The sequence below is a fragment of the Bradyrhizobium sp. RDM12 genome, assembly GCF_051917485.1.
Taxonomy (GTDB): Bacteria; Pseudomonadota; Alphaproteobacteria; order Rhizobiales; family Xanthobacteraceae; genus Bradyrhizobium.
The window spans coordinates 6,611,328-6,637,631 of sequence record NZ_CM133064.1; the positions used below are offsets into that span (position 1 = coordinate 6,611,328).

The 26,304-nt window shown below is 64.4% G+C and carries 23 protein-coding genes and 4 pseudogenes; 12 read left to right on the forward strand and 15 right to left on the reverse strand.

Features of this window, described 5'->3' with window-relative positions; all coding sequences use genetic code 11:
- The first annotated feature begins 36 nt into the window (after positions 1 to 36).
- A pseudogene (locus ACTGJ9_RS32315) lies at positions 37 to 812 on the forward strand (SDR family oxidoreductase).
- A 64-nt stretch (positions 813 to 876) separates the two neighbouring features.
- Positions 877 to 2,295, forward strand: coding sequence for an amidase (locus tag ACTGJ9_RS32320; protein WP_456674347.1), 1,419 nt, complete (start codon positions 877 to 879; stop codon positions 2,293 to 2,295).
- A 5-nt stretch (positions 2,296 to 2,300) separates the two neighbouring features.
- Here the strand turns inward: ACTGJ9_RS32320 and ACTGJ9_RS32325 are convergent, their stop codons facing one another.
- Positions 2,301 to 3,407 carry an amino acid ABC transporter permease gene (locus ACTGJ9_RS32325; protein ID WP_456674348.1) on the reverse strand — a complete coding sequence of 369 codons (1,107 nt, stop codon included), beginning with the start codon at positions 3,405 to 3,407 and terminating at the stop codon, positions 2,301 to 2,303.
- Between the two features lie 2 nt (positions 3,408 to 3,409).
- Positions 3,410 to 4,597, reverse strand: coding sequence for an amino acid ABC transporter permease (locus tag ACTGJ9_RS32330; RefSeq protein WP_456674349.1), 1,188 nt, complete (start codon positions 4,595 to 4,597; stop codon positions 3,410 to 3,412).
- A gap of 88 nt (positions 4,598 to 4,685) precedes the next feature.
- Here ACTGJ9_RS32330 and ACTGJ9_RS32335 point away from each other — a divergent pair, with 88 nt between their 5' ends.
- The 4 genes from ACTGJ9_RS32335 to ACTGJ9_RS32350 all read left to right on the forward strand — a co-directional run bounded on the left by ACTGJ9_RS32335 (position 4,686) and on the right by ACTGJ9_RS32350 (position 8,735).
- A complete protein-coding gene (locus ACTGJ9_RS32335) occupies positions 4,686 to 5,558 on the forward strand; it encodes a MurR/RpiR family transcriptional regulator (protein ID WP_456674350.1) in 873 nt (290 codons plus the stop codon).
- 2 nt (positions 5,559 to 5,560) lie between these two features.
- Positions 5,561 to 6,910 (forward strand): aspartate aminotransferase family protein, encoded by a 1,350-nt coding sequence (locus ACTGJ9_RS32340; RefSeq protein WP_456674351.1) that lies wholly within the window; start codon positions 5,561 to 5,563, stop codon positions 6,908 to 6,910.
- Between the two features lie 12 nt (positions 6,911 to 6,922).
- Positions 6,923 to 7,936 (forward strand): amino acid ABC transporter substrate-binding protein, encoded by a 1,014-nt coding sequence (locus tag ACTGJ9_RS32345; protein ID WP_456674352.1) that lies wholly within the window; start codon positions 6,923 to 6,925, stop codon positions 7,934 to 7,936.
- 148 nt (positions 7,937 to 8,084) lie between these two features.
- Complete coding sequence (locus ACTGJ9_RS32350; RefSeq protein ID WP_456674353.1) at positions 8,085 to 8,735, forward strand: arylsulfatase; 651 nt, start codon at positions 8,085 to 8,087, stop codon at positions 8,733 to 8,735.
- Here the strand turns inward: ACTGJ9_RS32350 and ACTGJ9_RS32355 are convergent.
- A complete protein-coding gene (locus ACTGJ9_RS32355; RefSeq protein ID WP_456674354.1) occupies positions 8,732 to 9,379 on the reverse strand; it encodes a TetR/AcrR family transcriptional regulator in 648 nt (215 codons plus the stop codon). The two genes, ACTGJ9_RS32350 and ACTGJ9_RS32355, sit on opposite strands and share 4 nt — an antisense overlap.
- Before the next feature lie 152 nt (positions 9,380 to 9,531).
- Between ACTGJ9_RS32355 and ACTGJ9_RS32360 the strand changes: the two genes are divergently transcribed.
- The 5 genes from ACTGJ9_RS32360 to ACTGJ9_RS32380 all read left to right on the forward strand — a co-directional run bounded on the left by ACTGJ9_RS32360 (position 9,532) and on the right by ACTGJ9_RS32380 (position 14,295).
- On the forward strand, positions 9,532 to 9,741 hold the full coding sequence (locus ACTGJ9_RS32360; RefSeq protein ID WP_018648108.1) for a ferredoxin: 210 nt from the start codon (positions 9,532 to 9,534) through the stop codon (positions 9,739 to 9,741).
- A 66-nt stretch (positions 9,742 to 9,807) separates the two neighbouring features.
- Positions 9,808 to 11,028, forward strand: coding sequence for a cytochrome P450 (locus ACTGJ9_RS32365; RefSeq protein WP_456674355.1), 1,221 nt, complete (start codon positions 9,808 to 9,810; stop codon positions 11,026 to 11,028).
- A 32-nt stretch (positions 11,029 to 11,060) separates the two neighbouring features.
- Positions 11,061 to 12,383 carry an MFS transporter gene (locus ACTGJ9_RS32370; RefSeq protein ID WP_456674356.1) on the forward strand — a complete coding sequence of 441 codons (1,323 nt, stop codon included), beginning with the start codon at positions 11,061 to 11,063 and terminating at the stop codon, positions 12,381 to 12,383.
- Between the two features lie 3 nt (positions 12,384 to 12,386).
- The gene (locus ACTGJ9_RS32375; RefSeq protein WP_456674357.1) at positions 12,387 to 13,046 is read left to right on the forward strand and encodes a sulfite oxidase-like oxidoreductase; all 660 of its coding nucleotides are present in this window, start codon (positions 12,387 to 12,389) and stop codon (positions 13,044 to 13,046) included.
- Between the two features lie 25 nt (positions 13,047 to 13,071).
- Positions 13,072 to 14,295 (forward strand): bifunctional alpha/beta hydrolase/OsmC family protein, encoded by a 1,224-nt coding sequence (locus ACTGJ9_RS32380; protein WP_456674358.1) that lies wholly within the window; start codon positions 13,072 to 13,074, stop codon positions 14,293 to 14,295.
- 9 nt (positions 14,296 to 14,304) lie between these two features.
- On the opposite strand, the pseudogene pdxR reads toward ACTGJ9_RS32380, so the two are convergent.
- Positions 14,305 to 15,734 (reverse strand): annotated as a pseudogene (gene pdxR / locus ACTGJ9_RS32385) (MocR-like pyridoxine biosynthesis transcription factor PdxR).
- 61 nt (positions 15,735 to 15,795) lie between these two features.
- Here pdxR and ACTGJ9_RS32390 point away from each other — a divergent pair.
- Positions 15,796 to 16,752, forward strand: a pseudogene (locus tag ACTGJ9_RS32390) (DMT family transporter).
- Here the strand turns inward: ACTGJ9_RS32390 and ACTGJ9_RS32395 are convergent.
- The 11 genes and pseudogenes from ACTGJ9_RS32395 to ACTGJ9_RS32445 form a co-directional block, all read right to left on the reverse strand.
- Positions 16,731 to 17,789 (reverse strand): YeeE/YedE family protein, encoded by a 1,059-nt coding sequence (locus ACTGJ9_RS32395; protein WP_456674359.1) that lies wholly within the window; start codon positions 17,787 to 17,789, stop codon positions 16,731 to 16,733. The pseudogene ACTGJ9_RS32390 and the gene ACTGJ9_RS32395 sit on opposite strands and share 22 nt — an antisense overlap.
- A 2-nt stretch (positions 17,790 to 17,791) precedes the next feature.
- The gene (locus ACTGJ9_RS32400) at positions 17,792 to 18,796 is read right to left on the reverse strand and encodes a quinone oxidoreductase family protein (protein WP_456678697.1); all 1,005 of its coding nucleotides are present in this window, start codon (positions 18,794 to 18,796) and stop codon (positions 17,792 to 17,794) included.
- Positions 18,797 to 18,848: 52 nt separating this feature from the next.
- Positions 18,849 to 20,180 (reverse strand): phenylacetate--CoA ligase PaaK, encoded by a 1,332-nt coding sequence (gene paaK / locus ACTGJ9_RS32405; RefSeq protein WP_456674360.1) that lies wholly within the window; start codon positions 20,178 to 20,180, stop codon positions 18,849 to 18,851.
- 49 nt (positions 20,181 to 20,229) lie between these two features.
- Positions 20,230 to 20,676 (reverse strand): hydroxyphenylacetyl-CoA thioesterase PaaI, encoded by a 447-nt coding sequence (gene paaI / locus ACTGJ9_RS32410; protein WP_456674361.1) that lies wholly within the window; start codon positions 20,674 to 20,676, stop codon positions 20,230 to 20,232.
- 55 nt (positions 20,677 to 20,731) lie between these two features.
- Positions 20,732 to 21,814, reverse strand: coding sequence for a 1,2-phenylacetyl-CoA epoxidase subunit PaaE (paaE, locus tag ACTGJ9_RS32415; protein WP_456674362.1), 1,083 nt, complete (start codon positions 21,812 to 21,814; stop codon positions 20,732 to 20,734).
- Positions 21,815 to 21,816: 2 nt separating this feature from the next.
- A complete protein-coding gene (gene paaD, locus ACTGJ9_RS32420) occupies positions 21,817 to 22,320 on the reverse strand; it encodes a 1,2-phenylacetyl-CoA epoxidase subunit PaaD (protein WP_456674363.1) in 504 nt (167 codons plus the stop codon).
- Positions 22,314 to 23,090 carry a 1,2-phenylacetyl-CoA epoxidase subunit PaaC gene (gene paaC, locus ACTGJ9_RS32425; protein WP_456674364.1) on the reverse strand — a complete coding sequence of 259 codons (777 nt, stop codon included), beginning with the start codon at positions 23,088 to 23,090 and terminating at the stop codon, positions 22,314 to 22,316. The genes paaD and paaC overlap by 7 nt, the downstream gene beginning before the upstream one ends.
- Positions 23,090 to 23,377 (reverse strand): 1,2-phenylacetyl-CoA epoxidase subunit PaaB, encoded by a 288-nt coding sequence (gene paaB / locus ACTGJ9_RS32430; RefSeq protein ID WP_008136594.1) that lies wholly within the window; start codon positions 23,375 to 23,377, stop codon positions 23,090 to 23,092. Before paaB ends, paaC begins: the two co-directional genes overlap by 1 nt.
- A gap of 11 nt (positions 23,378 to 23,388) precedes the next feature.
- The gene (gene paaA / locus ACTGJ9_RS32435; RefSeq protein ID WP_456674365.1) at positions 23,389 to 24,381 is read right to left on the reverse strand and encodes a 1,2-phenylacetyl-CoA epoxidase subunit PaaA; all 993 of its coding nucleotides are present in this window, start codon (positions 24,379 to 24,381) and stop codon (positions 23,389 to 23,391) included.
- A 76-nt stretch (positions 24,382 to 24,457) separates the two neighbouring features.
- Positions 24,458 to 25,323 (reverse strand): annotated as a pseudogene (gene paaX, locus ACTGJ9_RS32440) (phenylacetic acid degradation operon negative regulatory protein PaaX).
- A gap of 200 nt (positions 25,324 to 25,523) precedes the next feature.
- The gene (locus tag ACTGJ9_RS32445; protein ID WP_456674366.1) at positions 25,524 to 26,294 is read right to left on the reverse strand and encodes an esterase/lipase family protein; all 771 of its coding nucleotides are present in this window, start codon (positions 26,292 to 26,294) and stop codon (positions 25,524 to 25,526) included.
- Positions 26,295 to 26,304: the final 10 nt, after the last annotated feature.

Consider the following 26,304-nt stretch of genomic DNA (forward strand, 5'->3'; position numbering starts at 1 on the left):
GATTTCAGCCTTGTTCCCATCTTGCGAGTAACTCCCATGGATCTGCATCTGCGTGGCAAGCGCGTCCTGATTACGGGCGCGTCCAAGGGCATCGGCGCAGCCGCTGCCGAGGCGTTTGCCGAGGAAGGCGCGCATCTCCTGCTCGCCGCCCGCAACGGCGAGCAACTCAAGGCGCTGGCCGGCCGCTTGCGCTCGGCGCATCAGATCGATGCCGCGACCAGTATCGTCGATCTGCGCAGCGCCGCGGATTTGGCGCGGCTCGCCAAGGAGGCCGCCGACATCGACGTGCTCGTCAACAATGCCGGCGACATCCCCGGCGGCTCCATCGACAAGATCGACGAAGCCACGTGGCGCCACGCCTGGGAATTGAAAGTGTTCGGTTATATCAACCTGACGCGGCAGATTTACGCGCAGATGAAGGCCCGGGGCGGCGGCGTCATCGTCAACGACATTGGCGCTGCCGGCGAAAAATTCGACGCCAATTACATCTGCGGCAGCGCCGGCAATGCGGCGCTGATGGCCTTCACCCGCGCGCTCGGGGGAAAAGCCTCGCCGACAACATTCGCGTGGTCGGCATCAATCCCGGCCCTGTCGGCACCGACCGGCACGTCACGCTGCTGAAGACGCGCGCAAAGCACCAGTTCGGCGACGAGAACCGCTATAAGGAATTCCAGAAAGGCCTGCCACTCGGCCGCCCCGCGCATCCGCGCGAGATCGGCGACCTCATGGCGTTCCTCGCTTCGGATCGCGCCGGCTATACGTCCGGCGTGATCTACACGGTGGATGGCGGCATCAGCGCGGGATGGGGTTAGACTTTTTCCGTTATTGCCTCGCTGCGCTCGCAATGACGACACAACAAGCTCAGGAGTAAAATAGTTGTCTGAAGACCTGATCCGCGAAACCGCCTGCACCATCGTCGACAAGCTACGCTCCGGCGATGTCTCTCCACTCGAATTGCTGGATGTCTTGGAGAAGCGCATCAGGGAGGTCGACGGCACGGTCAACGCCTTGCCGACGCTGTGCTTCGATCGTGCGCGGACCAATGCGAAGGCGTTGATGCAGAAGCCCGCCGGAGCACGCGGGCTCCTGGCAGGCCTGCCGCTGCCGATCAAGGACCTGACCGATGTCGCGGGCGTCCTGAATACCCAGGGCTCGCCGATCTACAAGGACAACATTCCCGCGACGTCCGACCTCATGGTCGAGAACCTCGAAGCCAATGGCGCGGTCGTCTACGCAAAATCCAACACGCCGGAATTCGGCGCCGGCGCCAACACTTTCAACGAAGTGTTCGGCCCGACGCTCAATCCCTGGGATACGTCGAAGTCGGCGGCAGGCTCCTCCGGCGGCGCTGCGGTGGCGCTTGCCACCGGCATGGCCTGGCTGGCGCAGGGCTCGGACATGGGCGGCTCCTTGCGCAGCCCTGCGGCGTTCTGCGGCGTGGTCGGCATGCGGCCGAGCATCGGCCGCGTCGCCCATACTCCCAAATCGAGCATCGATCGCAATCTCGGCGTCGTCGGGCCAATGGCGCGCAACGTCGAGGACCTCGCATTGCTGCTCGACGCCATGAGCGGCGACTATGCGGACGATCCGCTGTCGCTGCCGGCGCCTGCAACCTCTTTCCTGTCGGCGGCACAATCGGGCAGGAAGCCGAAGCGCATCGCCTATTCGCCCAATCTCGGCATCACACCTGTCGATCCCGAGGTGAAGGCGATCACGCGCAAGGCGGCGGAGCGCTTCGCGGAAGCCGGCGCCATCGTCGAGGAGGCGCATCCCGACTGGCGCGAGGCGCACGAATGCTTCCACGTGCTGCGCGCCTTCGACTTCGCGATCACCAAGGCCAATCTGCTTCGGACCAAGCGCGATCTGCTCAAGCCCGAGGTGATCTGGAACATCGAGGAGGGCCTCAAGCTCACCGTCGAACAGCTCGCGCGCGCCGAAGCACAGCGCGTCGGCATGACCGCGCGCGCGATCGAGTTCTTCAAGTCGTATGACCTCCTGCTGACGCCGACAACGATCGTGCCGCCCTTCCCGATCGAGAACCGCTATGTCGCGGAATGCGCCGGCAAGACCTTCGAGAATTATGTCGAATGGCTCGGCATCGTCTACGCGATCACGCTGGCCTGCTGCCCGTCGCTGTCGCTGCCCTGCGGCTTCACCGCCTCCGGCTTGCCGGTCGGCGTGCAGGTCGTCGGCGCACCGCGCGCGGATGCGCAGGTGATCGCGGGCGCGAAGGTGCTGGAGGACATTTTGGGCCTGCGCGGGCAGACGCCGATTGATCCGCGGGTGAGGAAGTAGAACCCTCACCTCGGGCTCCTCGCCTCCAGGCTGCGGCTGTAGCGCGACATCGCGAAGCAGAAGACGAAATAGATTGCGGCAACGAAGATATAGACCTCCACCGAGAACTGCTGCCAGGCCGGATCGATGATTGCGGTCTTCGCCGTCGTCAGCAGGTCGAAGATGCCGATGATCAGGACCAGGCTGGTATCCTTGAAGAAGGCGATGAAGGTGTTGACCAGCGGCGGGATGACGTGGCGGATGGCCTGCGGCAGAACGATCAGCCGGTGCTTGCGCCAATAGGACAGCCCGAGCGCGTCGGCCGCCTCATATTGCCCGCGCGGCACGGCCTGCAGGCCACCGCGGATCACTTCGGCAAGATAGGCGCCCGCGAACAGAATGATCGCAATCTGCGCACGCAACAGCTTGTCGATATTGAATCCGCTCGGCATGAACAGGGGAAACATCACGCTCGCCATGAACAACAAGCTGACCAGCGGCACGCCGCGGATGAGTTCGACATAAAGGACGCTCAGTGAGCGGATCGCCGGCAATTTTGAGCGTCGACCGAGCGCGACCAAAATGCCGAGCGGGAAACCGAACGCCAATCCGAACGTCGCCAGGATCAATGTCACTGGCAGCCCGCCCCACCGATCCTGCGAGACGAAGGACAGCCCGAACACGCCGCCCCACATCAGCACGCTGATCAGCGCGAGCGCGCCGATCCAGATGTAGGCCAATTCGCGCCGCCACAGCGAGCGGCGCGTGGAGAGAAAGAACAGCGCGATGAACAGCACGACCGACAACGCAGGCCGCCATTGCTGGTCGAACGGATAGGTGCCGAACAGGATGAAGCGGTACTTTTCGGGGATGATGGCCCAACAGGCGCCGAGGCCGCGCACGGCCTTGCAGGCGCTGGAATCGTTGGGTGGTGCGAACCAGACCGCGTTCGCAATGCCCCACTGCACAAAACTGAACACGCCTTTCGCCAGCACCGCCAACAGGACGACCGTCAGAACGCCATTGGGAATCGACGAGAACAGATTGGTGCGCAACCAGCGCAGCACCGGGTTGCCGATTTGGGGACGGCGGGCGGCACGCGGCACGTCCGGCATGTCAGTGATTGCGGTCATGCTCAGCGCTCCGCCAGCGCGATGCGCGCATTGTACCAGTTCATGAGAAAGCTGATGCCGAGGCTAATGGTCAAGAACACCGCCATGATCAGCGCGATCGCCTCAATTGCTTGCCCCGTCTGGTTCAGCGTGGTGTTGGCGATAGAGACCACGTCCTGATAGCCGATCGCGACCGCGAGCGAAGAATTCTTTGTCAAGTTGAGATACTGGCTCGTCATCGGCGGAACGATCACGCGCAGCGCCTGCGGCAGGATGATCTGCCGCAGCATGAAGCTGCGGCGCAGGCCGAGCGCGCTCGCGGCATCCCACTGTCCGCGCGGCACCGACTGGATGCCGCTGCGCACGATTTCGGCGATGAAGGCGGAGGTGTAGGTCACGAGCGCGATCAGCAGCGCGAAATATTCAGGCGCGAGCGTCAGCCCGCCGACGAAGTTGAAGCCGCGCAGCTCCGGCCATTCGATGGTCCAGGACACGCCGAGCGACAACGACACCGTCAGCGGCAGCACGACAATGAGACCAAGCGCAAAGGGCCACGCCGGCCGCGGCTTGCCGTCGCGCATCTGCTGCGCGACCAGCCAACGTTGAATGACAAGGAATGCGGCGCAGCCCAGCACGGCCGCGCCGAGCACCCAGAGCTGTGGTGAGCCCACCGGGATCGCCGGCAGGATCAGGCCGCGGTTGGAGAGGAACACGCCCTCGACCGGCCGCCACGCCGCACGCGCAGCCGGCAACGCCTGCATTAGCACGTACCAGAACAACAGCTGAAGCAGCAGCGGGATATCGCGCAGGACCTCGACATAGACGGCCGCAAACCGGGATAACAGCCAGTTCGAAGACAGCCGCGAGATGCCGATCAGTGTGCCGAGGACCGTCGCGAGCACGATACCGATCACTGCAACGCGCAGCGTGTTGGCGACGCCGACAACGAAGGCCCAGAGGTAGCTGTCTCTCGGATTGTAGGCGAGCAGGCTGTCGGCGATCGGCATCCCGGCTTCGCGGCCGAGAAAGGCAAAGCCGGTGGTGATGCGGCGCGCCGAGAGGTTGGTGACGGTGTTGGACCAGAGGAAGACGACGACGGCGACCGCGATGCCGACCACCAGAACCTGCCAGAACAGGCCCTTCAATTCGTTCGGTCCGAGCGCGCCGAAAAAGCTGCGACGCGGCGGCGGCCTGGGGTTATCTGAGGTCACGGGCACAAAAATCCTTCTCAAAAGCAGCGATTTCCGGCGGCGCACGTCAACTGTTGCACCAATCCAAGAACCGTGCAACAAATGTTTCATGGCCGAGCCCGCCAAATCCTCGCCCCTGAGCGAACTCCGCATTGCATTGCCATCGCTCCCCTTGCGCTTGCAGGAGGTCGGGCGTTTTGTCGCGGCCAATGATTACGACGCCACCACCCGTTCGATGCGCGACCTCGCGGCCGAAGCCGGTGCCGATCCCGCTGCATTCACGCGGCTTGCGAAGGCGATCGGCTATTCCGGCTGGGACGAATTGCGCGCCGCGCTGACCGAGGCACGACGACCATCACCGACCTCGCCCTTTTCGGCTCGCGCCAAGAGCCGCCGCCACGGCCCGAACGCCGACGTCGCGCTTGTCTTCGACAAGCTCGAGGCCGAAGCCGCGGGCCTGCCGCGCATCCCCGCCCACGCGATCGCGGACGCGGCCCGCACGCTGCACGACGCGAAACGGATCTGGATCACCGGCTATCGCAGCTGCCGCAGCGTCGCGGAATTGCTCAACTACGAGCTAAGGCTGTTCCGCCCCGAACAGGTGCAGATCGTCGGCGTGTCCGGACCCGACGATCTCGACCTTGGCGCCTTCCGCTCCGGCGAGGCGGTGATCGTCATCGGCTTCATGCCCTACACCAATGCCAGCGTCCGGGTCGCGCAGGCTGCCTACCGCGCCGGCGCGACGCTGATCGCGATCGCCGACAGCGTGGCCGCGCCGATGGCCGAGGGCGCCGACCATGTCCTGCTGTTCGAAGCCGCCTCCTCGCCCGGCTTCTTCCCGAGCCTCACCGGTGCGATCGCGATCGCGCAGTCACTGGCAGCGGTGACGTTCTCGCTCGGCGGCACGGCTGCGAAGAAGCGCCTCCAGGATACCGAGGCGCGGCTTGCCGCGGCCTCCACCTACGTCTCAGAGAAAGGTTGACCATGAGCACTCGCGCCAGCCGCGTGCTGCACCGTTCGCTCCGCGAAACGCCGCCCAAGGCGATCGGCGGCGAAGGCGTCTACCTCTTCGCCGAAGACGGCCGCCGCGTGATCGACGCCTCCGGCGGCGCGGCGGTGTCCTGCCTCGGGCATCAGCATCCGCGCGTGATCGCAGCGATGGCGAAACAGGCCTCGACACTGGCCTATGCGCATACCGCCTTCTTTTCCTCCGAGCCGGCCGAGGCGCTCGCCGAAACGCTGGTGGGGCATGAGCCCGGCGGCCTCGCTTACGCCTATTTCGTCAGCGGCGGATCGGAGGCGATCGAAGCCAGCATCAAGCTCGCGCGACAATATTTCATCGAGCGCGGCGAGCCGCAGCGGCAGCATTTCATTGCGCGGCGGCAGAGCTATCACGGCAACACGCTCGGCGCGCTCGCAGCCGGTGGCAATGCCTGGCGCCGCGCGCCCTATGCGCCACTGCTCTCGGCGGCGTTCAGCCACGTGACGCCGGCGTTTGCGTATCACGAGAAGCATGACAGCGAATCCGACGCGCAGTTCGTGGCGCGGCTCGCCGCAGAACTCGAGGCCGAGTTCCAGCGCCTTGGCCCCAACACCGTTGCGGCATTCCTCGCCGAGCCCGTCGTCGGCGCCACCGCCGGCGCGGTGACAGCGCCGGACGGCTACTTCAAGGCCGTGCGCGAGATCTGCAACCGGCACGGCGCCCTTCTCATTCTCGATGAGGTCATGTGCGGCATGGGCCGCACCGGCACCACGCATGCATGGCAGCAGGAAGGCGTCGCCCCTGATATCCAGGCGATCGCAAAGGGGCTTGGCGGCGGCTACCAGCCGATCGGCGCAATGCTTGCGAGCGGCAAGATCATCGACGCAATCCGTGCGGGCTCAGGCGCGTTCCAGCACGGCCACACTTATCTCGCGCACCCCCTCGCCTGCGCGGCGGCGCTTGCGGTGCAATACGTGATCCATCAAGACAATCTGCTCGACCGGGTCAAGGAGCGCGGCAAGCAGCTCGAGCAGCGGCTGACCGAACGATTCGGCAATCACCGCCATGTCGGAGATATCAGGGGCCGCGGGCTGTTCTGGGCGATCGAGCTCGTCTCTGACCGTGCCAGCCGCACCTCGTTCGATCCAGCACTCAAGCTGAACCAGAAGATCAAGGCGGAAGCCTTCGCCAACGGGCTCGGCTGCTATCCCGGCGGCGGCACGGTGGATGGCATCCGAGGCGACCATGTGCTGCTGGCGCCGCCCTATATCGCTTCGGCTGACGAGATCGATCAGATCGTCGACAAGCTCGGCACGGCCGTGGACAACGTACTGCGTAGCGTCAATCACTGAGGGGAGAGTAGCATGATGAGGACAATGGTTATCGCGGCGAGCGTACTCACCGCATCGACGGTCATTGCGTCGGCGGCGACGCTCGACACGGTCAAGAGCCGCGGCACGCTGGTGTGCGGCGTCAGTGCGGGGTTTGCCGGTTTCTCGGCACCGGACTCGCAAGGCAATTACAAGGGCCTCGACGTCGACTATTGCCGCGCGCTCGCGGCCGGCGTGCTCGGTGATGCCAACAAGGTGCGTTACGTTGCGCTGACCGCGCAGAACCGCTTCACTGCGCTGCAATCGGGTGAGATTGACGTGCTCTACCGCAACTCCACGCAGACTTATCTGCGCGGCGTCACGCTGGGCCTGCGGCAGGGACCGATCAACTTCTACGACGGCCAGGGTTTCGTCGTGAAGAAGGACCTCGGCGTGAAGGAGCTGAAGGACCTCAAGGGCGCCACCGTTTGCGTCGCGCAGGGCACGACCCATGAGGTTACGCTTGGCGATTATGGCCGCGCCAATGGCATCGACTGGAAGCCGCTGGTGTTCGACCGCGTCGACACCATGTACCAGACCTTCTTCGGCGGCCGCTGCGATGCCATGACCCAGGACGCCTCCGCGCTCGCCGGCGCCGTAACGACCGCGGCGCCGAACCCGGCCGACTACGTTGTGCTGCCGCAGACCATCAGCAAGGAGCCGCTCGGGCCCTTTACCCGCAATGGCGACGAAGTGTGGAGCGACATCATCACCTGGCTGCATTACGGCCTGATCGAGGCCGAGGAGCTCGGGGTGACCCAGGCCAACGTCGACGACATGACGAAGTCGCAGACCCCCGCGATCCAGCGGCTGCTCGGCTCCTCGGGCGATCTAGGCTCGCGGCTCGGGCTCGACAACAAGTGGCTGGCGACCGCGATCAAGGCCACCGGCAATTACGGCGAGATCTACGAGCGCAATGTCGGCAAGGCGAGCCCGCTCAAGCTCGAGCGCGGCCTCAACGGCCTCTGGAGCAAGGGCGGCTTGATGTACGCGCTGCCGTTCAAGTAAATGTCTTCCGTGTCCCGGACGCGCTGCAGCGTGCAACGCTGCTGCGCTGAGCCGGGACCCAGCGGTCACAATGGGCCCCGGCTCAGCAGCGCAATACTGCGCATTGCGCTGCGTCCGGGGCAGGAGACCTACCAGGTAGTCACGTTCAATGACGACGCCCCCTCGCATCGCCCTGATCCATGCCCTCAAGCACTCCATCGCCCCGATCGAGGTGGCGTTCGCGCAGGTGTGGCCGGAGGCGCGGCTGATGAACCTGCTCGACGACAGCCTCTCGGCGGATCTGGCGCGCGAGGGCAAGCTCAACGATGCCATGACCGAGCGTTTTCTCGCGCTCGGCGATTATGCGGCCGCGACCGGAGCGAATGCGATCCTGTTCACCTGCTCGGCCTTCGGGCCCTGCATCGAGTCGGTGGCAGCGGCGCAGGCGCCGATGCCGGTGCTCAAACCGAATGAGGCCATGATCGAACGGGCGGTGACGATGGGCAAGCGCATCGGCTTGCTCTCGAGCTTCCCGCCGACGCTGGTTTCGATGCCGCCGGAGTTCCCGGGCTCCGTCCAGATCGTGCCGAAACTCGCCGAGGGCGCGCTGGCGGCGCTCGACCGCGGCGACCGCGCGATGCACGACCGGCTGATCGTCGAGGCGTCAAAGGATCTGCGCGATTGCGATGTCATCGCGCTGGCGCAGTTCAGCATCGCGGCGACAGCCCCGCTGGTCGCGGAGGCCACCGGCCGCCCGGTCGTGACCACGCCGGACAGCGCAGTCGATAAGCTCAGGAGGCTGCTGAAAGCGAATATCTAGGCGCCGGCGTTTTTCCGACGTCGCGCGTCCTTGATTGCAGCAGCGAGCGCAGCCTTCGTCTCGTTCACAAAATCCTCGACCAGTTCCTCGCGCGTGGCATGCGCGGCCTCGCCTGTGAACAGGCCCTGCTCGGCCAGCATCACCACGCCGTGCAGCGCCGCCCAGATCTTGAGCGCCTGCCGCTCGCGCAGATAGCCAATCGCGGGCGCTTCCAGCGCCTCGATGACGAGCGCAAATGTTTCGCGCGTGGCATCATGCAGCTCGCTGCCCGTGGCTGCGCAAGACACGGTGCGCGAGGCAAACATCAGCCGATAGATGCCGTTGCGGCGCAGACCGAAATCGAGCGTCGCCTGCGCCAAGCGCGACAGTTTCGATTGCTTCGACGGTTTTGCCATTGCCGCGCGCAGAATCGCGCTGAGCTGCCGGAACGCCTCCGCGGTCACCGCGGCAAGCAATGCCTCGCGGTCGGCAAAATGACGGTACGGCGCCGGTTGCGAAACACCGAGCTGTTTTGCCAGCGCCTTGATGCTGATCGCTTCCGCCCCACCCTGCTCCGCCTCGCGTAACGCGGCCTTGATCAAGGCGTCGCGGAGATCGCCATGGTGGTAGGTATTCTCGGGCTTGCGAGCGAGTTGTGAACGCATGTTGCGACAAAGCCTATAAGTTTGCGCTTGACAGGGGAAGCCTGCCGCGAATGTAATAGCATATAACTTAGAACAAGCGGCAAATGCCGCAGACAACATCGACAAGAGGAACGCGCCGCCCTTCGGGCCACGCGCACACCGAGGGAGCCGCAATGGCAGAACGACTGAAAGTTCACGTCGATCCCGACAAATGCCAGGGCCACGCGCGCTGCAAGGCGCTGGCGCCGGAGCTGTTCGAGCTCGATGAATACGGGAACGCCCACGAGGCCGGGGACGGCACGGTTCCACCGGGCCTCGAAGACAAGGCATGGCTTGCCAAATCCAACTGCCCGGAAATCGCAATCGATGTGATCGAGGAGTAACGCGGCGCCTGCCCGCGCGCGCCTTGCGTGCCTTCAGCGAACACGAGCCCCAAGGGATTTTCTGTCATGTCCGACGTGAGCCAGCCCGCCGCCCATCCGCCCGTGACCGACTGGGTCAACGACTTCGACCATACCGATCCGCAATGGACCGACGATCCCTTCCCGATCTGGGAAGAGCTGCGCGCCGCGAGCCCCGTCGTGCATACCGAGCGCTTCCTCGGCTGCTACATGCCGACGACCTACGAGGCGGTGCGCGAAATCGCCAACGACACCGAACATTTCTCGTCGCGACGCATCATCGTCCGCGACGTGCGGCCCGAGGTCGCCAGGAACGCGGCCCCGCCGATCACTTCGGATCCGCCCGTGCACAAGCCGGCCAAGCAATTGCTGCTGCCGCCGTTCACGCCGGACGCGATGAAGAAGCTCGAGCCGCGGATGCGCGCAATCTGCAACGAGCTGATCGACGGGTTCATCGCCGACGGCAAGGTCGATGCCGCAGCGCAGTACAGCAAATACATTCCGGTTCGGGCCATCGCGCACATGCTCGGCATTCCCGAGAGCGACAGCGATCTCTTCATCAACTGGATCCACATGATCCTGGAGCTCGGCATCAAGGACGAGAACAAGTTGCTCCAGGCGGTGCAGGAGATGAGCGCCTATTTCAGGGCGCATATCGAGGAGCGGAGGTCGAAGCCGACCAACGATCTGATCTCCTATTTGATGAATGCCAAGGACAAGGAAGGCCAGCCGCTGGAAGAGTCGCACGCGCTGGGCTCGTTGCGCCTGCTCCTGATCGCCGGCATCGACACCACCTGGAGCGCGATCGGCTCCTCGCTCTGGCATCTCGCCCGGATGCCGGCCGATCGCGAGCGGCTGATCGCCGAGCCCGGGTTGATCCCGATCGCCGTAGAGGAGCTGCTGCGGGCCTATTCGCCGGTGACCATGGCCCGCGAGGTCGTCAAGGAGACCACGGTCGCGGGCTGTCCGGTCAAGGCGGGCAACATGGTGCTGCTGTCCTTCCCGGCCGCCAACCGGGACCCGAAAATGTTTCCGGACGCCGACAAGGTCGTGATCGACCGGCGGGAAAACCGCCACGCCGCCTTCGGTCTCGGCATCCACCGCTGCGTCGGTTCCAATTTGGCGCGGTTGGAGATGCAGGTCGCGCTGCAGGAATGGCTGAAGCGGATTCCGGACTTCCGGCTCGACCCAACCGGCACCGTGACCTGGTCGCAGGGCACGGTTCGAGGCCCCCGCCAGTTGCCATTTCTGCTCGGAAAGGCGATGTAAGCTCCCAACACAGGATTTCTGGGAGGCCGGACGTGACAGAGCAAGCCATCAAACCGGCCTCCGATCACATCGACCTCGCCGACGCCGAGCGCCGGATCAAGGCGATCTTGATCGGCTCGATCGGCAATCTCGTCGAATGGTACGACTTCTACGCCTATACGGCGTTTGCGCTCTATTTCGCTCCGGCCTTCTTCCCGGGCAGCGATCCCGTCGTCCAGCAATTGAACGTCGCCGTGGTGTTCGCGGCGACCTTCCTGATGCGGCCCTTGGGCGGCTGGCTGTTCGGCTATATCGCCGACCATTTTGGACGGCGAATCTCACTGACGCTGTCGGTGGTCTTCATGTGCTTCGGCTCGCTGATCATCGCGCTGACGCCGACCTATGCCACGATCGGCTTTGCCGCCCCGGTGATCCTGGCGCTGGCCCGCGTGATCGAGGGTCTGAGCCTCGGCGGCGAATATGGCGCCAGCGCCACCTACCTCAGCGAAGTCGCCGATCCCAAGCATCGCGGCTTCTATTCGAGCTTTCAATACGTCACGCTGATCGGCGGTCAGCTCACCGCGATCATCGTGCTATTGCTCCTGCAAAAGGTCTTCCTGACGCCCGACGAGCTGAAGGCCTGGGGCTGGCGGATTCCGTTCGCAATCGGCGCGGCGCTCGCGATCTTTGCCGCAGTGATGCGGCGCAATCTGCAGGAGACCGAGGCGTTCGAGGAAGCCAAGAAGGTGGTGAAGCCGACCGGCTCAATCACCAATTTGCTGCGGTATCCGCGCGAGCTGCTACTCGTGGTCGGCCTCACTGCCGGCGGCACCGCGGCGTTCTACACTTTCACCACCTACATGCAGACTTTCGTGAAGCTCTCGGTCGGCCTGACCGAGGACCAGACCACCTTCGTGATCTTCGGCACGCTGATCTTCGCGACCATCCTGCAACCGATCTATGGCGCGATCTCCGACAAGATCGGCCGCAAGCCGCTGTTGATCTTTTTCGGCGTCGCCGGCACGCTCGCGACGGTGCCGCTACTGATGACGCTGAAAGAGACCAAGTCGCCGTTCACGGCATTCATCCTGATCTGCTGCGCCTGGCTGTTCGTCGCCGGCTATACCTCGATCAACGCGGTGGTGAAGGCCGAGCTATTCCCGACCAATGTCCGAGCGCTCGGCGTCGGGCTGCCCTATGCGATCACAGTCTCCATCTTCGGCGGCACGGCGCCTGCGATCGCGCTCTATTTCAAGAGCATCGGGCACGAGGAATGGTTCTACTATTATCTCGCCAGCGTCATCTTCCTGTCGCTGATCATCTATTCCACCATGCGCGATACCAAGCACGCCTCCGCGATGCACCGCCACGAGTAGCCCATGGCCGACCAGACGCCATCCGACAGCAAGCTGACGCGCACCAAGGAAAAATGGGCGCGCGAGGGCCGCTTTCTCACAGGGAAGGTTATGCGCTCGGAGGATCAACGCCTGCCGCCCGGCCAGCATCTGACGAAAGACTGGCCGGTGCTCGACCTTGGCGTCGTGCCGCCGGTCTCGCGCGATCGCTGGCGGCTCGACGTCTACGGCGCAATCGAGACTCCGGTGTTCTGGACCTTTGCGGAGTTCGCCGCGCAGAAGCAGGACCAGTTCACATCCGACATTCATTGCGTGACGACCTGGTCGCGCTACGACAATGAGTGGGAGGGGCTCGCAACACGCGAGCTGCTGGCAGCCTGCCAGCCGCGCGACGATGCACGCTTCGTGGTGCTGCATTCCTATGACGGGTACACCACCAACCTCGCCCTCGATGACTTTGCCGCCGAGGACGCGCTGCTCGCCCATAGCTGGTCGGGGCAGCCGCTGTCTGACGAGCATGGCGGCCCGGTGCGGCTGGTCGTGCCGCATCTCTATTTCTGGAAGAGCGCAAAGTGGGTCCAGGCCATCGAATTCCTGACCGACGACGCGCCGGGCTTTTGGGAGGTCCGCGGTTATCATAATCGCGGCGATCCCTGGGCCGAGCAGCGCTATTCGGCCGACTAGGCTCAAGCAAGAACGGGGGAAGCCCATGCCGACGGAACGCTTTCAATTCACCGGCGAAGGCGGCCATCAACTCGCGGCTGCGCTGGAGCTTCCTGACGGCGAGCCAGTGGCCTACGCACTGTTCGCGCATTGCTTCACCTGCGGCAAGGACACGCTGGCCGCCGAGCGCATCTCCGTTGCGCTTGCCGCCAAGGGCATCGCGGTGCTGCGCTTCGACTTCACCGGGCTTGGTTCCAGCGAAGGCGATTTCGCCAATTCGACGTTCTCCTCCAATGTCGCCGATCTCGTGCATGCCGCCGATCATCTGCGTGCGACCCGCAAGGCGCCGTCGATCCTGATCGGGCACAGTCTCGGCGGCGCGGCGATTCTGGCGGCCGCCGGAAAGATTCCGGAGGCCAAGGCGGTCGCGACCGTCGCGGCGCCGTCCGATCCTGCTCACGTCACCGGTCTCTTTAGAGAGCATCTCGACAATATCCGCGCGCAGGGTGAGATCGAGGTTTCGCTTGCGGGCCGCCCATTCCGGATCAAGCGCGAATTTCTCGACGACATCGTCGAATACGAGCTGATGAAGGACGTCACCGGCTTGCACAAGGCGTTGCTGGTGATGCATTCGCCGGTCGACCATACCGTGGGGATCGACAATGCGACGAAGATTTTCGTCTCGGCAAAACATCCCAAGAGCTTCGTCTCGCTCGACCATGCCGACCATCTGCTGACCAAACCGGCCGACGCGCTCTATGCGGCCGATGTGATCGCTGCCTGGGCGAGCCGATATGTCGACACGGCAAAGCCGGCGAAAGCGATGGATCTCCCCGAGGAACCGCGGAAGGTCGTGGTCCAGGAGACCCGCAAGAGCAAGTTCAACCAGGCCATCACCGTCGGGCCGCATCGTCTCGTTGCGGACGAGCCGGTGGCGGCCGGCGGCGAGGATGCAGGTCCCGGGCCCTATGATTTCCTTCTTGCCGGTCTCGGTGCCTGCACCTCCATGACCATGCGCCTCTATGCTGACCGCAAGTCGCTGCCGCTCGACCGCGTCACCGTCACGCTGAAGCATTCAAAAATCTACGCCAAGGACTGCGCGGAGTGCGAGACGCGCGACGGCATGCTCGACCAGATCGAGCGCGATATCGCAATCGACGGCGCGCTCGACGCCGAGCAGCGCAAGAGGCTCATGGAGATCGCCGACAAGTGCCCGGTGCACCGGACCTTGACCTCGGAGATTCGCATCGTGACGAAGGCGGTTGACTAGCGCGACTGCCTAGAAGCATGACGCCATCATTCGCACCGCCGCACTGATCTCGCTCTCGCGCCAGGCCGCAAAGCCGAGCAACAGACCATGATCGCGCGGCTTGCCCAACGCCAGGCTGGATAGAGCGCGCGTTTCGACGCCTGCGTTGACCAGCCGCTTCACCGCGGCCTGATCGGCACGACCGCGCTTGAGGCGGGCGACGAGCTGGATGCCCCCGATGGTACCTCAACCGAGAGCACCTCACCGAGATGACGCTCCAGTCCCTCGACGAGATGATCGCGACGCGCGTGATAGAGCCGGCGCATCCGACGCAGATGCGCCAGAAAATGCCCGTCGGCGATGAACTCGACGAGCGCTTCCTGGATGTGGCTGGAAGCGATCAAGCCGATATGCCGCTGCGCGATCTCGAATGTGCTGACCAGCGGCGGTGGCACCACGAGATAGCCGAGCCGGATATCCGACGTCATCGCCTTCGAGAACGTGCCGACATAAAATACACGGTCATGGCCGTCGAGCCCCTGCAGGGAAGGTACCGGCCGGCTGTCATAGTGGAACTCGCCGTCGTAATCGTCCTCGACAATCCAGGTCTTGCCGGGCCGGCTTAATCGAAGCAATTCGGTACGGCGCGCGAGAGACATCAGCCGTCCGGTTGGATGCTGATGCGATGGCGTCATGAAGATGAGCTTTGGTGCAGCCATTCCTGGCATCCGCTGCATGCCCTGTCCATCCAGCCTGATACCGGTCACACGCGCACCAGACGCACGGAAGGCGGCCGCGGCGCCGGGATAGCCGAGATCCTCGACCCAGACGTCGTCGCCCGGCCTAACGAGCGTGGCCGCTATCAAGCTCAGTGCAGCCTGTGCGCTTGGCAGGATCATGATCTGGTCGGCCGTGGCGCGAACGCCTCTGCTGGTCGCGAGATAATGCGCCAGCGCCTCACGCAGACGCGTCCGGTTGACGGGGCCAAGCTCGCGCCTGGCGGCACGCACGGCGCTGCGGCGCAGGCAGCGCGCCCACACCTCGTTCGGAAACTCCCTGAAATCACCATGCCCCGGCCGCAACGGTCTGAGAGGGGCCTGATAGGACATCGGCCAGTCCGTCTGCTTGAGCTGCGAAGCCCAAGGCGAGAGCTGCGGCCCGGCGGAGCGAACGCGCGAAGCGGCGGCGCCCGCCCCTTCCGTGCGCCCGCCGCCGTCGACTGTCACCACGGGACGACGTCCGTGTGAAGCCTCGAGATAACCTTCAGCAGCGAGCTGCTCGAAAGCGTAAGTCACCGTGTTGCGTGAGACGCCGAGATCGCTCGCAAGCCGGCGGCTTGACGGCAGCGCGCGGCCTTTGGCGAGGTGGCCGGTCGAGATCAGGCTTCGGAGCTGGCTGGTCAACCGGGCCACCAGCCCCTCTTCGTCGGTCCGGTTCAGGTCGATCAGACCGGAGATCATGCTTTCTGAAACTGGCACTTTATTTCTCTCAAATCTGGCGCTTTTTCAAGCGCCAGAGCGGATGTTATCCCGCAGACCACACTGCTTCAAGGATTCTGCGATGAACTCTTCCCTCTCTGCCCGCACAGCAATCGGGCTGTTCCTCATCGTCGTGCTGGCCTGGGGCGTGAACTGGTCGATCACGAAGCAGCTCGTGCAATTCCTTCCGCCCCTCTGGACGTCGGCGATCCGGAGCTGGATCGCGCTGGCGGGTTTGTTCGTGATCCTCGGACTGAGCAACAATCTGGTGATCCCGGAGCGGCGCGACATTCCTGTGGTCTTGAGTGTGGCGCTGCTGCACATGACGATATTCTCGGTCCTGGTTGCGGCCGGCGTGCGCTTCCTGCCCGCGAGCAAGGCCATCGTGCTCGGCTACACCACGCCGCTCTAGGTTGCGATCGCCGCGCCTTTGCTCGGGAAGGATACGCTGACGGCGCCAAAGCTCGCCGGTGCCCTGCTGGGGCTGATCGGGCTAGCCGTCATCCTGAATCCGACGTCGATCGATTGCACCGACACTAACGTCGTGCTCGGCGCCGGCATGGTCATCATGGCCGCAATCTCCTGGGCCGCGAACATCATCTATATCCGCGCGCATCGCTGGATCGCGTCCCCGCTCCAGCTCTTGATCTGGCAGGTGCTCGTGGCAACCATCGTGCTCACAGGCTCGGCGCTGGTCGCGGATGGCCTGCCGCATGCGGAATGGTCGTTGAGGCTCGTGCTGCTGTTCCTGTACTCCGGCCTGATCGGGACAGCGCTGGCCTATTGGGCGATGTCGATGGTCAACAAGAGCATCTCCGCCCTGACGACGTCGCTCGGCACCACCGGAACGCCGCTCGTTGGTATCGCCAGTGCAGCCATCCTGCTGGGTGAGCCCATCGACATCAGCCTGGCCGTGGCGGCCGCACTGATCGTGGCCGGCATTGGCCTTGCGACGCTGGGCGACCGGCTGCTGCGCCGTCAGGCTACCGCGAGCGGCTGAACGCGCAGTGCACCGCGCAGCCCTGCCGTCGTCCCGAGCAGGATGCCGGCGACCGCAATGAACGAGCCCAGTGCGAGCGTCGATATACCCGTGAGCCCCTGCCCGATCGAGCAGCCAAACGCCATCACGCCGCCGATCCCCATCATCGCGGCGCCGCCGGCCGATTGCAGCATGTGGCGTGGCGATGAATAGCCTTCGAGATGGAAGCGGCCCGTGGCAAGCGCAGTGACCAGACTGCCGGTAAAGACGCCCGCAACGGTCGCGATGCCGAAGTTGAGCGTCAGGCCCGTCGAGAGCATCGCGTATTGCAGGCTATCGGCGATCGGCGCGATGAAGGTAAGCGAGGTCACCGGGACGGGATTGAAATCGTCAGCGCCAAGATAGCCCGTGACGTACCAGCCACAGGCGACAAGCAGACCGACGCTGACGCCCGCCGCGATCTGGCCCGGCGAGCGGCGAAACGCCGGATGCGCGAAAGCAAACAGGATCAGCGCGATGACGATCGCGGCTGCGGAGAGCGTGCGAGAATGAGCTTCACCGAGACCAAGCGTCGCCAACAGAGTGGGCAGCGAATTGGCGCTGACGGTGGTTTGAGAAGCCTGAACCAGCGCAATGCGCGCCGGCGCGATCAGGCCTTTGAGCGTCATCTGCGCAGCGATGGCGAGCACGATCACGACAAGGAAGGAGCGGAGATTGCCGCGCCCGAGCAGCACCAGCGCGCGCGAGCCGCAGCCGTTCGACAGCACCATGCCGTAGCCAAACAGCAGGCCGCCGAGGAACAGCACCGGTGCCGAAAACGTCTGCTGCAGATAGATCGACTTGCCGAGATCGACCACTCCACTGCTGGCAAGCATCTGGCTGGCGACAATCGCGACGGCGATCGCGAGCGCGTAAGTCCGCAGCAGCCGTTCGTCGCCCTTCGCCAGCCAGCCGCGCATGCTGCTCATCAGGCAGAAGCCGCTGAGCAGGCCGACGGCGCCATAGGTGAGGCCGATGACGAGACCGGCGAGGATGACGAGTTGGGCGGACGACTCCATGATCACGGCTTCAGGATGACGCGATCGCGCGAGGAGCCGGCGACGGCGACATAGGCCTCCCTGGCGCGCTCCAGCGAATAGATCGCATTGGCCTTGATCGGGAATGGCTGCAGATGAGCGCTCGCAAAGCCGGGCCCGAGATCACGCAACACCGCGCCGGTTGCGGCCGACGACAGGCCGAGCGTGTCGATGCCGACATAAGTGTGCTGCCCCCGGTAAAATTCGAGGATGTTGAACTGCACGATCCGGTCGATCGCTGCGATCAGGATCTGGCGACCGCGCAGCGCGAGCGACTTGTGCGCGGCCTGGAAATAGGGATCGCCGACCGTGTTGAAAACGATGTCAGCGCCCTTGCCACCGGTCAATTCGCGCACGCGTGTGGCGACATCGACGACGGAAGCGTCGATGACCTCGATCGGCGCATTGCTATGGCCTTCATAGGCTTCCGCCTTGCGCACCACGCCGACGACGCGCGCGCCCTGCCATGTCGCGATCTGCACCGCGGCCTGACCGACCTTGCCATTGACGCCAAACACCAGAACCATCTCGCCATTCTTCGGCACGCCCGCGCGGCGAAAGCCTTCCATCGCGGTCACGAAGGGCACGCCGATGCCGGCGGCCTCCTCCCAGGATACGCTCTTCGGCTTCTCGACGACCGCCTCAGCTTCGACCACGAGATGGCTGGCGTGCGTGCCGTCGCGGCGGATGCCGAGATCACCGGAGGAGCCGAACACTTGGCGGCCGATCGTGCCTGCCGGCCCGTCGATCACCACGCCGGCGTAGTCACGGCCGGGCGTGCGCGGGAACACGGCATAAGGCATCAGCCCGGTGGCGGCCTTGACGTCGGACGGGTTGACCGCCGCGGCCTTCACCTCGATCAGGAGATCGTTCGGGCCGCGCGTCAGTTTATGATGCTCGACCACGGGTGCAACCGCAGCGGCGTTTTCCGCCTTGGCATTGAGGCGGACGCAATGCGCCTCGACGGTTTTGGTATCGGCTGGCGACATAAGAAAGATCCGCGATGTCTCGCGGGCCTTGTCGCCTTTGGGGGCGGTCAAGTCAATCCTTCGGCCGCTTGTCGTAGAGCCGCTTGGCCTTGCCGAGCGAGCGTTCCAGCGTGGCCGGCGCCACCACCTGCACCCTCGAGCTGATGCCGATCGTGTTCTTGATCTGAGTCGATATCTGGTCGGCATGGCCGACGAGGCCTCTTCCATCCCAGCTTTCGGGGCGCGCCTCGGCGATGATGGTCAGTTCATCCATCCGGCCTTCGCGGGTCAATTCGAGGATGAAATGACCGCCGCACCAATCGGTGGCGAGCAGCAGCTCCTCAATCTGGGTCGGGAACAGGTTGACGCCGCGCAGGATGATCATGTCGTCGGAGCGGCCCGTCACTTTTTCCATACGCCGCATGCCCGGCCGTGCCGTTCCCGGCAGCAGCCGCGTCAGGTCGCGGGTACGATAGCGGATCACCGGGAAGGCTTCCTTGGTCAGCGAGGTGAAGACCAGCTCACCCTTCTCGCCGTCCGGCAGCACCGCGCCGGTCTCGGGGTCAATCACCTCGGGATAGAAATGATCCTCCCAGACGTGAAGGCCGTCCTTGGTCTCGATGCATTCCTGCGCGACGCCGGGGCCAATCACCTCGGACAGGCCATAGATGTCGGTCGCGTCCATGTCGAAGGCATCCTCGATCTCGCCGCGCATGGCGTTGGTCCAGGGCTCGGCGCCGAAGATGCCGACCTTGAGCGAGCATTGGCGCGGATCGAGCTTCTGGCGCTTGAACTCGTCCAGGATCGCCAGCATGTAGCTCGGCGTTACCGTGATGATGTCGGGTCGGAAGTCGTTGATCAGTTGGACCTGACGCTCGGTCATGCCGCCGGAAATCGGCACAACCGTGCAGCCGAGCTTTTCGGCGCCGTAATGCACGCCAAGACCGCCGGTGAAAAGACCATAGCCATAGGCGTTGTGGATGATCATGCCGGTGCGGCCGCCCGCCGCGCGGATCGAGCGTGCCATCACCTCCGACCAGGTCTCGATATCGCGCTGGGTATAGCCGACGACAATCGGCTTGCCTGTCGTGCCGGAGGACGCATGCACGCGCACCAGCTTTTCACGCGGCACGGCGAACATGTTGAAAGGATAGTTGTCGCGCAGATCCGTCTTCACCGTGAACGGAAACTTTGCGAGATCAGAAAGCTCGCGAAAGTCGGACGGATGCACGCCAGCCTTGTCAAATGCCTTGCGATAATGCGCGACGTTGTCATAGGCGTGCTTCAGCGACCAGGCCAGCCGCTGCTTCTGCAAGGTCATGATCTCGTCGCGTGACGCGCGCTCCTGCGCATCCAGCTCGGCCTTATAAACGTGGCCGCCTTCCTTCAGCTTCGTCGAAGCCATTCTCGTTTCCCCACATTGATTTGTTCTTCTTCTCTTTTTTGATCTCTTACTATTCTTGCGCCGGCAGCCACGTGCCGGGAATGACACGCGAATGCCCGCGGAATTCGGCGATGACGGTATCGCCGGCGGTGACGCGCACGTCATAGATACCGGAGCGGCCGACGCGGGTGACTTCTCGCGCTTTTGCAACGAGCCGATCGCCGAGCTTGCCCGGCTTGATGAAGGTGATCTGGCCTTGTGCAGCAACCACACGGTCATTGTGCGAATTGCAGGCGAAGGCGAAGGCAGAATCGGCGAGCGTGAAGATGAAGCCGCCATGGGCAATGCGCTGACCGTTGACCATGTCCGGCCGCACCGTCATCGCCAGCGTCGCAAAGCCAGGGCCAACTTCGACGATCTCCATGCCAAGGCCCTTTGAGGCGTCGTCCTCCGCCCACATCGCATCGGCGCAGGCCTGGGCAACATTCTCAGGCGACAAGGCGGCTTTGACGTTCACGCGCTTCTCCCCGTGAAATGCTTGCTCTTGATGTTCTGCTGGTTGGCCAACACTGTCAAACATGGTCGTAGTCGACCACGACCCGCTCGGAGGACGGCTTGGCCTGGCAGGTCAGCACGAAGCCTGCCTTCAGCTCCCAAGGCTCTAGTGAATAATTGAGGTCCATCGGCGCCTCGCCCTCCACCAGCTTGGCCCGGCAGGTCGAGCACATACCGCCCTTGCAGGCGAAGGGAAGATCGACGCCGGCGCGCAGCGCGGCGTCGAGAATCGCCTCGTCCTCGGCGACGGGAACGTCGCGGCGTTTGCCGTCGATGATCAGGGAGGCGATCGCCCTCGGCGGCGCGTCGGGAGCAACGATCTTCTTCGGTCGCGGCTTGCCGCCGAATTCGGAGACAAAGCGCTCGACATGGATGCGCTCGCTAGCGATGCCGAGATCACGGCAGGTCGCCTCGATCCCCTCGCTCATGCCGAGAGGGCCACAGATGAAGACGTGGTCGACGCTTTCGGCCGGCACCAGCGAGCGCAGCAACACCCTCACCTTGTCGCCATCGAGCCGGCCATGCAGGATCGGGATATCCTGCTCCTCGCCCGAGATGACGTGAAAGATAGAGAAGCGGTCGATGAAACGATCCTTCAGCTCCTCCAGCGCTTCGAGAAACATGATGTTGTCGGTTGCGCGGTTGCCATAGAACAGAAAGAAGCGGCTGTTGGGCTCGCGCGCCAGCACGCCCTTCACGATCGACAGGATCGGCGTGATGCCGGAGCCGGCTGCGAAGCCGACATGGATGCGGCCGGTCTCGGCCGGCGGGACCACGCCGAAGCGGCCGGTCGGGGTCATCACGTCGAGCTCGTCGCCACTCTTCAGCTCATCTGCCGCCCAACTCGAGAACGCGCCGCCATCGACCTTCTTCACGGCGATGCGGATCTCGCCGTCGTCGGGGCCCGAGCAGATGGAGTAGGAGCGCCGCACCTCCTCGCCGTCAAGTGTGGTGCGGAGCGTGAGATATTGGCCCGGGGTAAAGGCATAGTCACTGGCGAGTTCACCCGGGATCGCGAAGGTCAGCGATACGGCGTCGGAAGCCTCGCGGCGGAGATCGTTGACGGCCAGGCGATGGAAGCGCGGTGCGGCTGCAGACATGGTCAATGACACTTGAAATAATCAAAGGGTTCGCGGCAGGACTTGCACCGCCAAAGCGCTTTGCAGGAGGTCGATCCGAATTCCGACAGCAGCTCCGTCTCGTTCGAGCCGCATTGCGGGCACGTGACGGCCTGCTCGCCGAACAGCGCGCGGCGCGAGTGTGAGGATTGCGGCGGCGCGATACCGTAGGCGTGCAGCTTCCGGCGTCCCTCTTCGCTCAACCAGTCCGTGGTCCAGGCCGGCGACAGCACGGTGCGCACCTTCGGATGATGGAAGCCGGCGCGCTCCAGCGCGATCCCGATTTCGACCGCGATCATGTTCATCGCCGGGCAGCCGGAATAGGTCGGCGTGATCGCAACCTCGACATGGTCACCGTCGAGAACGACATCGCGGAGCACGCCGAGATCGGCGATGGTCAGCACCGGGATTTCCGGGTCGACGACGCTTGCAGCAGCGTCCCAGGCGCGCTGGCGCAACTCGCTATCGTGCTCCAGCACCGTCACCATGTCTGCCCCGGAAAAGTGCGCTGCATCGATTGCAGCTCGGACAGGAGATGACCGAGATGCTCGCTGTGCCGACCCGAACGGCCGCCCTGCTGCATCCAATCGTTCTGCGGCAGCGTGAGCGTTGCCTCACCAACGACATCAGACAGCGTTGCCATCCAGCGGCCGCGCAACGTGCCGGGATCGACCGCGATACCGGCATGGATCAGCGCGCGCTCGCCGTCGTCGACGGCAAACATCTCTCCCGTGAAGGCCCAGAGGTGATCGATCGCCGACTGCGCCCGTTGATGGCTCTCGTCGGTGCCGTCGCCGAGCCGGATGATCCATTCCGAGGCGTGACGCAGATGATAGGCGCTCTCCTTCTCCGACTTGGCGGCGATCGCCGCGAGCGTCGCGTCGCGCGAGGTCATCATGGCGCGCCAGTAGAGATCGGCGAAGGCGGAATAGAAGAACTGCCGCATCAGGGTCTGGGCGAAGTCACCATTGGGTTGTTCGACCAGCAGCAGATTGCGGTACTGCCTGACATCGCGCAGGTAAGCGAGCTTGTCCTCGTCGTTGTCCTTGCCTTCGGAGTTGGCGGCGTAGGTGTAGAGCTCGCGCGCCTGACCGATGAGGTCGAGCCCGATGTTGGAGAGCGCCATGTCCTCTTCCATCATCGGCGCGTGCCCGCACCATTCCGACAGCCGGTGCCCGAGGATCAGCGCATCGTCGGCGCGACGCAGCGCATAGAGCACGAGCGGCGTTTCGGAGATTTGGATGTTGGCGGCAGGCATCACATGTGCCCTACTTCTTCCGGCACCTCATAAAACGTCGGGTGCCGGTAGATCTTGGATTCCGCCGGCTCGAACATCATGCCCTTCTCGGCGGGATCGCTTGCGGTGATCGCGGTCGATGGCACCACCCAGATCGACAGGCCCTCGCCGCGGCGGGTGTAGATATCGCGCGCCGCCTGCAGCGCCATGGTGGCATCGCTCGCATGCAGCGAGCCGACATGCTTGTGCGCGAGCCCGTTGCGGCTGCGAATGAAGACTTCCCACAGCGGCGTATTCGGCGTGGCCATCTTTGATCTCCCTATTCCGCAGCCTGGGCGGTCTGGCGCTGCGCTCGCTTCGCCGCATAGGCGGCAGCCGCCTCGCGCACCCAGGCGCCCTCGTCGTGCGACTTGCGGCGCGCGGCCATGCGGTCACGGTTGCAGGGGCCGTTGCCGGCGAGCACCTGCTTGAATTCGGTCCAATCGATCTCGCTGTAGCGCCAGTGACCTTCCGCATCCCTAGTCATGCCGGGATCGGGGATGGTGAGACCGAGATATTGCGCCTGCGGTACGGTGGCATCGACAAATTTCTGGCGCAGCTCGTCGTTGGAGAAGCGCTTGATCTTCCACTTGGTCGAGGTGTCGCTGTGCTGGCTGCTGGAATCGGGCGGGCCGAACATCATCAGCACCGGCCACCACCAGCGGTTCAGCGCGTCCTGCGCCATCGCCTTCTGCTCGTCCGAGCCGCGGCACAGCGTCAGCATGATCTCGTAGCCCTGGCGCTGATGAAAGGACTCTTCCTTGCAGACGCGGATCATCGCGCGCGCATAAGGGCCATAGGAGCAGCGGCACAGCGGGATCTGGTTCATGATCGCGGCGCCATCGACCAGCCAGCCGATGGTGCCGATGTCGGCCCAGGTCAGCGTCGGATAGTTGAAGATCGAGGAATATTTGGCCTTGCCTGAGAGCATCGCGTCGACCAGCTCTTCGCGCGAGGTGCCGAGCGTCTCGGCGGCGGCATAGAGATAGAGCCCGTGGCCGCATTCGTCCTGCACCTTCGCAAGCAACGCCGCCTTGCGCCGCAAGGTCGGCGCGCGCGCGATCCAGTTGCCTTCAGGCAGCATGCCGATGATTTCGGAATGGGCGTGCTGGGAGATTTGGCGGGTGAGCGTCTTGCGATAGGCCGCCGGCATCCAGTCGTTCGGCTCGATGCGCTCTTCGGCATCGATACGGGCCTGAAACTGCGCGGCCTTGGCCGCGTCCTCAAGACCGCGATCATCGGTCTCGGCTGCGTTGAGCGCCTGGGTATACATGCGCATCCTCCCGTTCGATTGGGAGGAAATATATAACAAAAATCACTTCATGCAAGATATTTTTGTAACATGTAAGTCAAGCCTCGAACCGCCGTTCCAGCAGCTTTCTCGCCGGCGGGAGCGCCCCTTCTCGTTGGTTCCATGGCTGTCAAGCCATTGTTCGGACGGCGCAAGCAGCGCGCGATAGATCTCACCGCAGAGTTTGCGGGCAGCCCTGCCCGGCCAATCCGCCGGCAGCAGACTCTCGGGCAGCAGCGGATCGCGCAGCACGACGCGGCGGTAGTGGTGGATCAGCAGGATGCGTGCGGTGAAGGCGTCGGCCTCGGACAGATACGTGCCACGTGCGAGCGCGCCGCGAAGCGGCTCGAACGTCTTCATGAACTTCAGATAGGCGTCCGCGGTGCGCCCCAGCGGCCAGCTCGCGCTGAGCAGGCGACGCCCGCTGTCATCCTCGGACGAAACCTCGAGTCGGATGGCACCTGCAGCTTCCTCCGGCACCGGAACACCTGACGGAGCGACCCAGACGCCCGGCAGCGGGCTGCCGAAGCCGGCATTGCGCAGGGCTTCGCGCGAGGCGTCGCGGTCCTCGCCATTGCCGATCAGCAGCAGTTCGAAGCGGCCGGTCCAGTCCGGCGGCGGCGGGTCGTAGATGTGGCGCGTCGCGGCCTCGAACGTTTCCCGCCCCTTGTCGGCAAGGCGATAAAAGCTGTTGCGGCCGACCTTTTCGCGCGTCAGCCAGTCATCGGCGGCGAGCCGTGACATCGCAGTACGAACGACACCGCTGTCGATATCAAGGCTGTGGAAGAATTTCAGCAGCGTGCCGAGCCAGACCGAGCCGCCGCGCGGCACGATGGCGTCGCCGAACATGGTGATGACGATGGAGCCGGTGCGCGACGGCTCGCGCTTGAGCTGGTCGATGATGCGGGAGAGCGGATGCGCCATGCGCGAGGCATAGCGCGAATGAAGCGAATAGGGCAATCGCTACGCGCTCCGCTGCCTCGTCTCCTTCTCCGCGCTTGCGGGGAAGGTCGGGATGAGGGGAGTTTCCGCGGGGCCGGTAGAGTTGGACTCGCTGAGACTCCCCCCGGATTGCATCTCCGATGCAATCCGGCATCTCCCCGCACGCGGGGAGAGGCGAAAGATCACCGATGCGGGTCGGGATACACCAGGCTGCGCCAGCCGCTGCGATCAAAAGGCCGCCACTGGGCTTCTTTCTGCGCGAGGCGGTCGGCCACCGCGTAGACGACGGCCGGATGATGGCCCATGCCGCAATGGCTGCTCTCGACCTCGATGCTCTCGGTCTGCGCGCCCGCCTTTTCCATGCAGCCCTGCCAGGCGCAGACGCCGTCGGTACGGCTGAAGATCGCGGTGGTCGGCACCGGCGGCGGGACGGCGAGTTCGCCACCGAACTCGGGATCGACCTCGTCGGACTTCCGGCCGCTCGCCCATTCATAGACGCGCCAGGCATTGGTCGAGCGGGGATCGCCGGCAAAGGGGCTGCCGAGCGTGATGACCTGGCGCACGCGCTCGGGCATCATCTTGGCAAGCTGGCGCGCATAGAGGCCGCCAAGGCTCCAGCCGACCAGGCTGATCTTGCGGCCATGGGTGTCGCTGAGCTCATGGACCAGATCGACCATCGCATGCTGTACGCCCTCGCGCAGGCCGTAGTTGCGACCCTGGCGCCAGCCGCTCACGGCGTAGCCCTTGCTGATCAGAAACGTGCGCAGCGCCCGCGTCGACGCGTCGGAGGCCACGAGGCCCGGGAACACCAGCACCGGATGCCCATCACCGCGCGGCGCGAGGCTCAGCAGCGGCAGCGCGCCAAGGAATGCGCCGAACTCGTGGATCGCGCGCCCTTCCAGAAACATCAGGGTACGGGACGGCGGACGCAGCGTCTGGGCAGTAGCGGACATCAATGTTTCC

Excerpts from the sequence above, each read along its gene's own strand:
- paaC (WP_456674364.1), bottom strand. The coding sequence starts at position 23,090 with ATGCCTGCCGCCAACATCCAAATCTCCGAAACGCCGCTCGTGCTCTAT.
- ACTGJ9_RS32360 (WP_018648108.1), top strand. The coding sequence starts at position 9,532 with ATGGCAGAACGACTGAAAGTTCACGTCGATCCCGACAAATGCCAGGGC.
- ACTGJ9_RS32380 (WP_456674358.1), top strand. The coding sequence starts at position 13,072 with ATGCCGACGGAACGCTTTCAATTCACCGGCGAAGGCGGCCATCAACTC.
- paaK (WP_456674360.1), bottom strand. The coding sequence starts at position 20,180 with ATGGCTTCGACGAAGCTGAAGGAAGGCGGCCACGTTTATAAGGCCGAG.
- ACTGJ9_RS32445 (WP_456674366.1), bottom strand. The coding sequence starts at position 26,294 with ATGTCCGCTACTGCCCAGACGCTGCGTCCGCCGTCCCGTACCCTGATG.
- ACTGJ9_RS32340 (WP_456674351.1), top strand. The coding sequence starts at position 5,561 with ATGAGCACTCGCGCCAGCCGCGTGCTGCACCGTTCGCTCCGCGAAACG.
- ACTGJ9_RS32400 (WP_456678697.1), bottom strand. The coding sequence starts at position 18,796 with ATGTCGCCAGCCGATACCAAAACCGTCGAGGCGCATTGCGTCCGCCTC.
- paaE (WP_456674362.1), bottom strand. The coding sequence starts at position 21,814 with ATGTCTGCAGCCGCACCGCGCTTCCATCGCCTGGCCGTCAACGATCTC.
- paaA (WP_456674365.1), bottom strand. The coding sequence starts at position 24,381 with ATGTATACCCAGGCGCTCAACGCAGCCGAGACCGATGATCGCGGTCTT.
- ACTGJ9_RS32325 (WP_456674348.1), bottom strand. The coding sequence starts at position 3,407 with ATGACCGCAATCACTGACATGCCGGACGTGCCGCGTGCCGCCCGCCGT.
- ACTGJ9_RS32375 (WP_456674357.1), top strand. The coding sequence starts at position 12,387 with ATGGCCGACCAGACGCCATCCGACAGCAAGCTGACGCGCACCAAGGAA.
- ACTGJ9_RS32365 (WP_456674355.1), top strand. The coding sequence starts at position 9,808 with ATGTCCGACGTGAGCCAGCCCGCCGCCCATCCGCCCGTGACCGACTGG.
- paaD (WP_456674363.1), bottom strand. The coding sequence starts at position 22,320 with ATGGTGACGGTGCTGGAGCACGATAGCGAGTTGCGCCAGCGCGCCTGG.
- ACTGJ9_RS32345 (WP_456674352.1), top strand. The coding sequence starts at position 6,923 with ATGATGAGGACAATGGTTATCGCGGCGAGCGTACTCACCGCATCGACG.
- ACTGJ9_RS32335 (WP_456674350.1), top strand. The coding sequence starts at position 4,686 with ATGGCCGAGCCCGCCAAATCCTCGCCCCTGAGCGAACTCCGCATTGCA.
- ACTGJ9_RS32350 (WP_456674353.1), top strand. The coding sequence starts at position 8,085 with ATGACGACGCCCCCTCGCATCGCCCTGATCCATGCCCTCAAGCACTCC.
- ACTGJ9_RS32355 (WP_456674354.1), bottom strand. The coding sequence starts at position 9,379 with ATGCGTTCACAACTCGCTCGCAAGCCCGAGAATACCTACCACCATGGC.
- ACTGJ9_RS32395 (WP_456674359.1), bottom strand. The coding sequence starts at position 17,789 with ATGGAGTCGTCCGCCCAACTCGTCATCCTCGCCGGTCTCGTCATCGGC.
- paaB (WP_008136594.1), bottom strand. The coding sequence starts at position 23,377 with ATGGCCACGCCGAATACGCCGCTGTGGGAAGTCTTCATTCGCAGCCGC.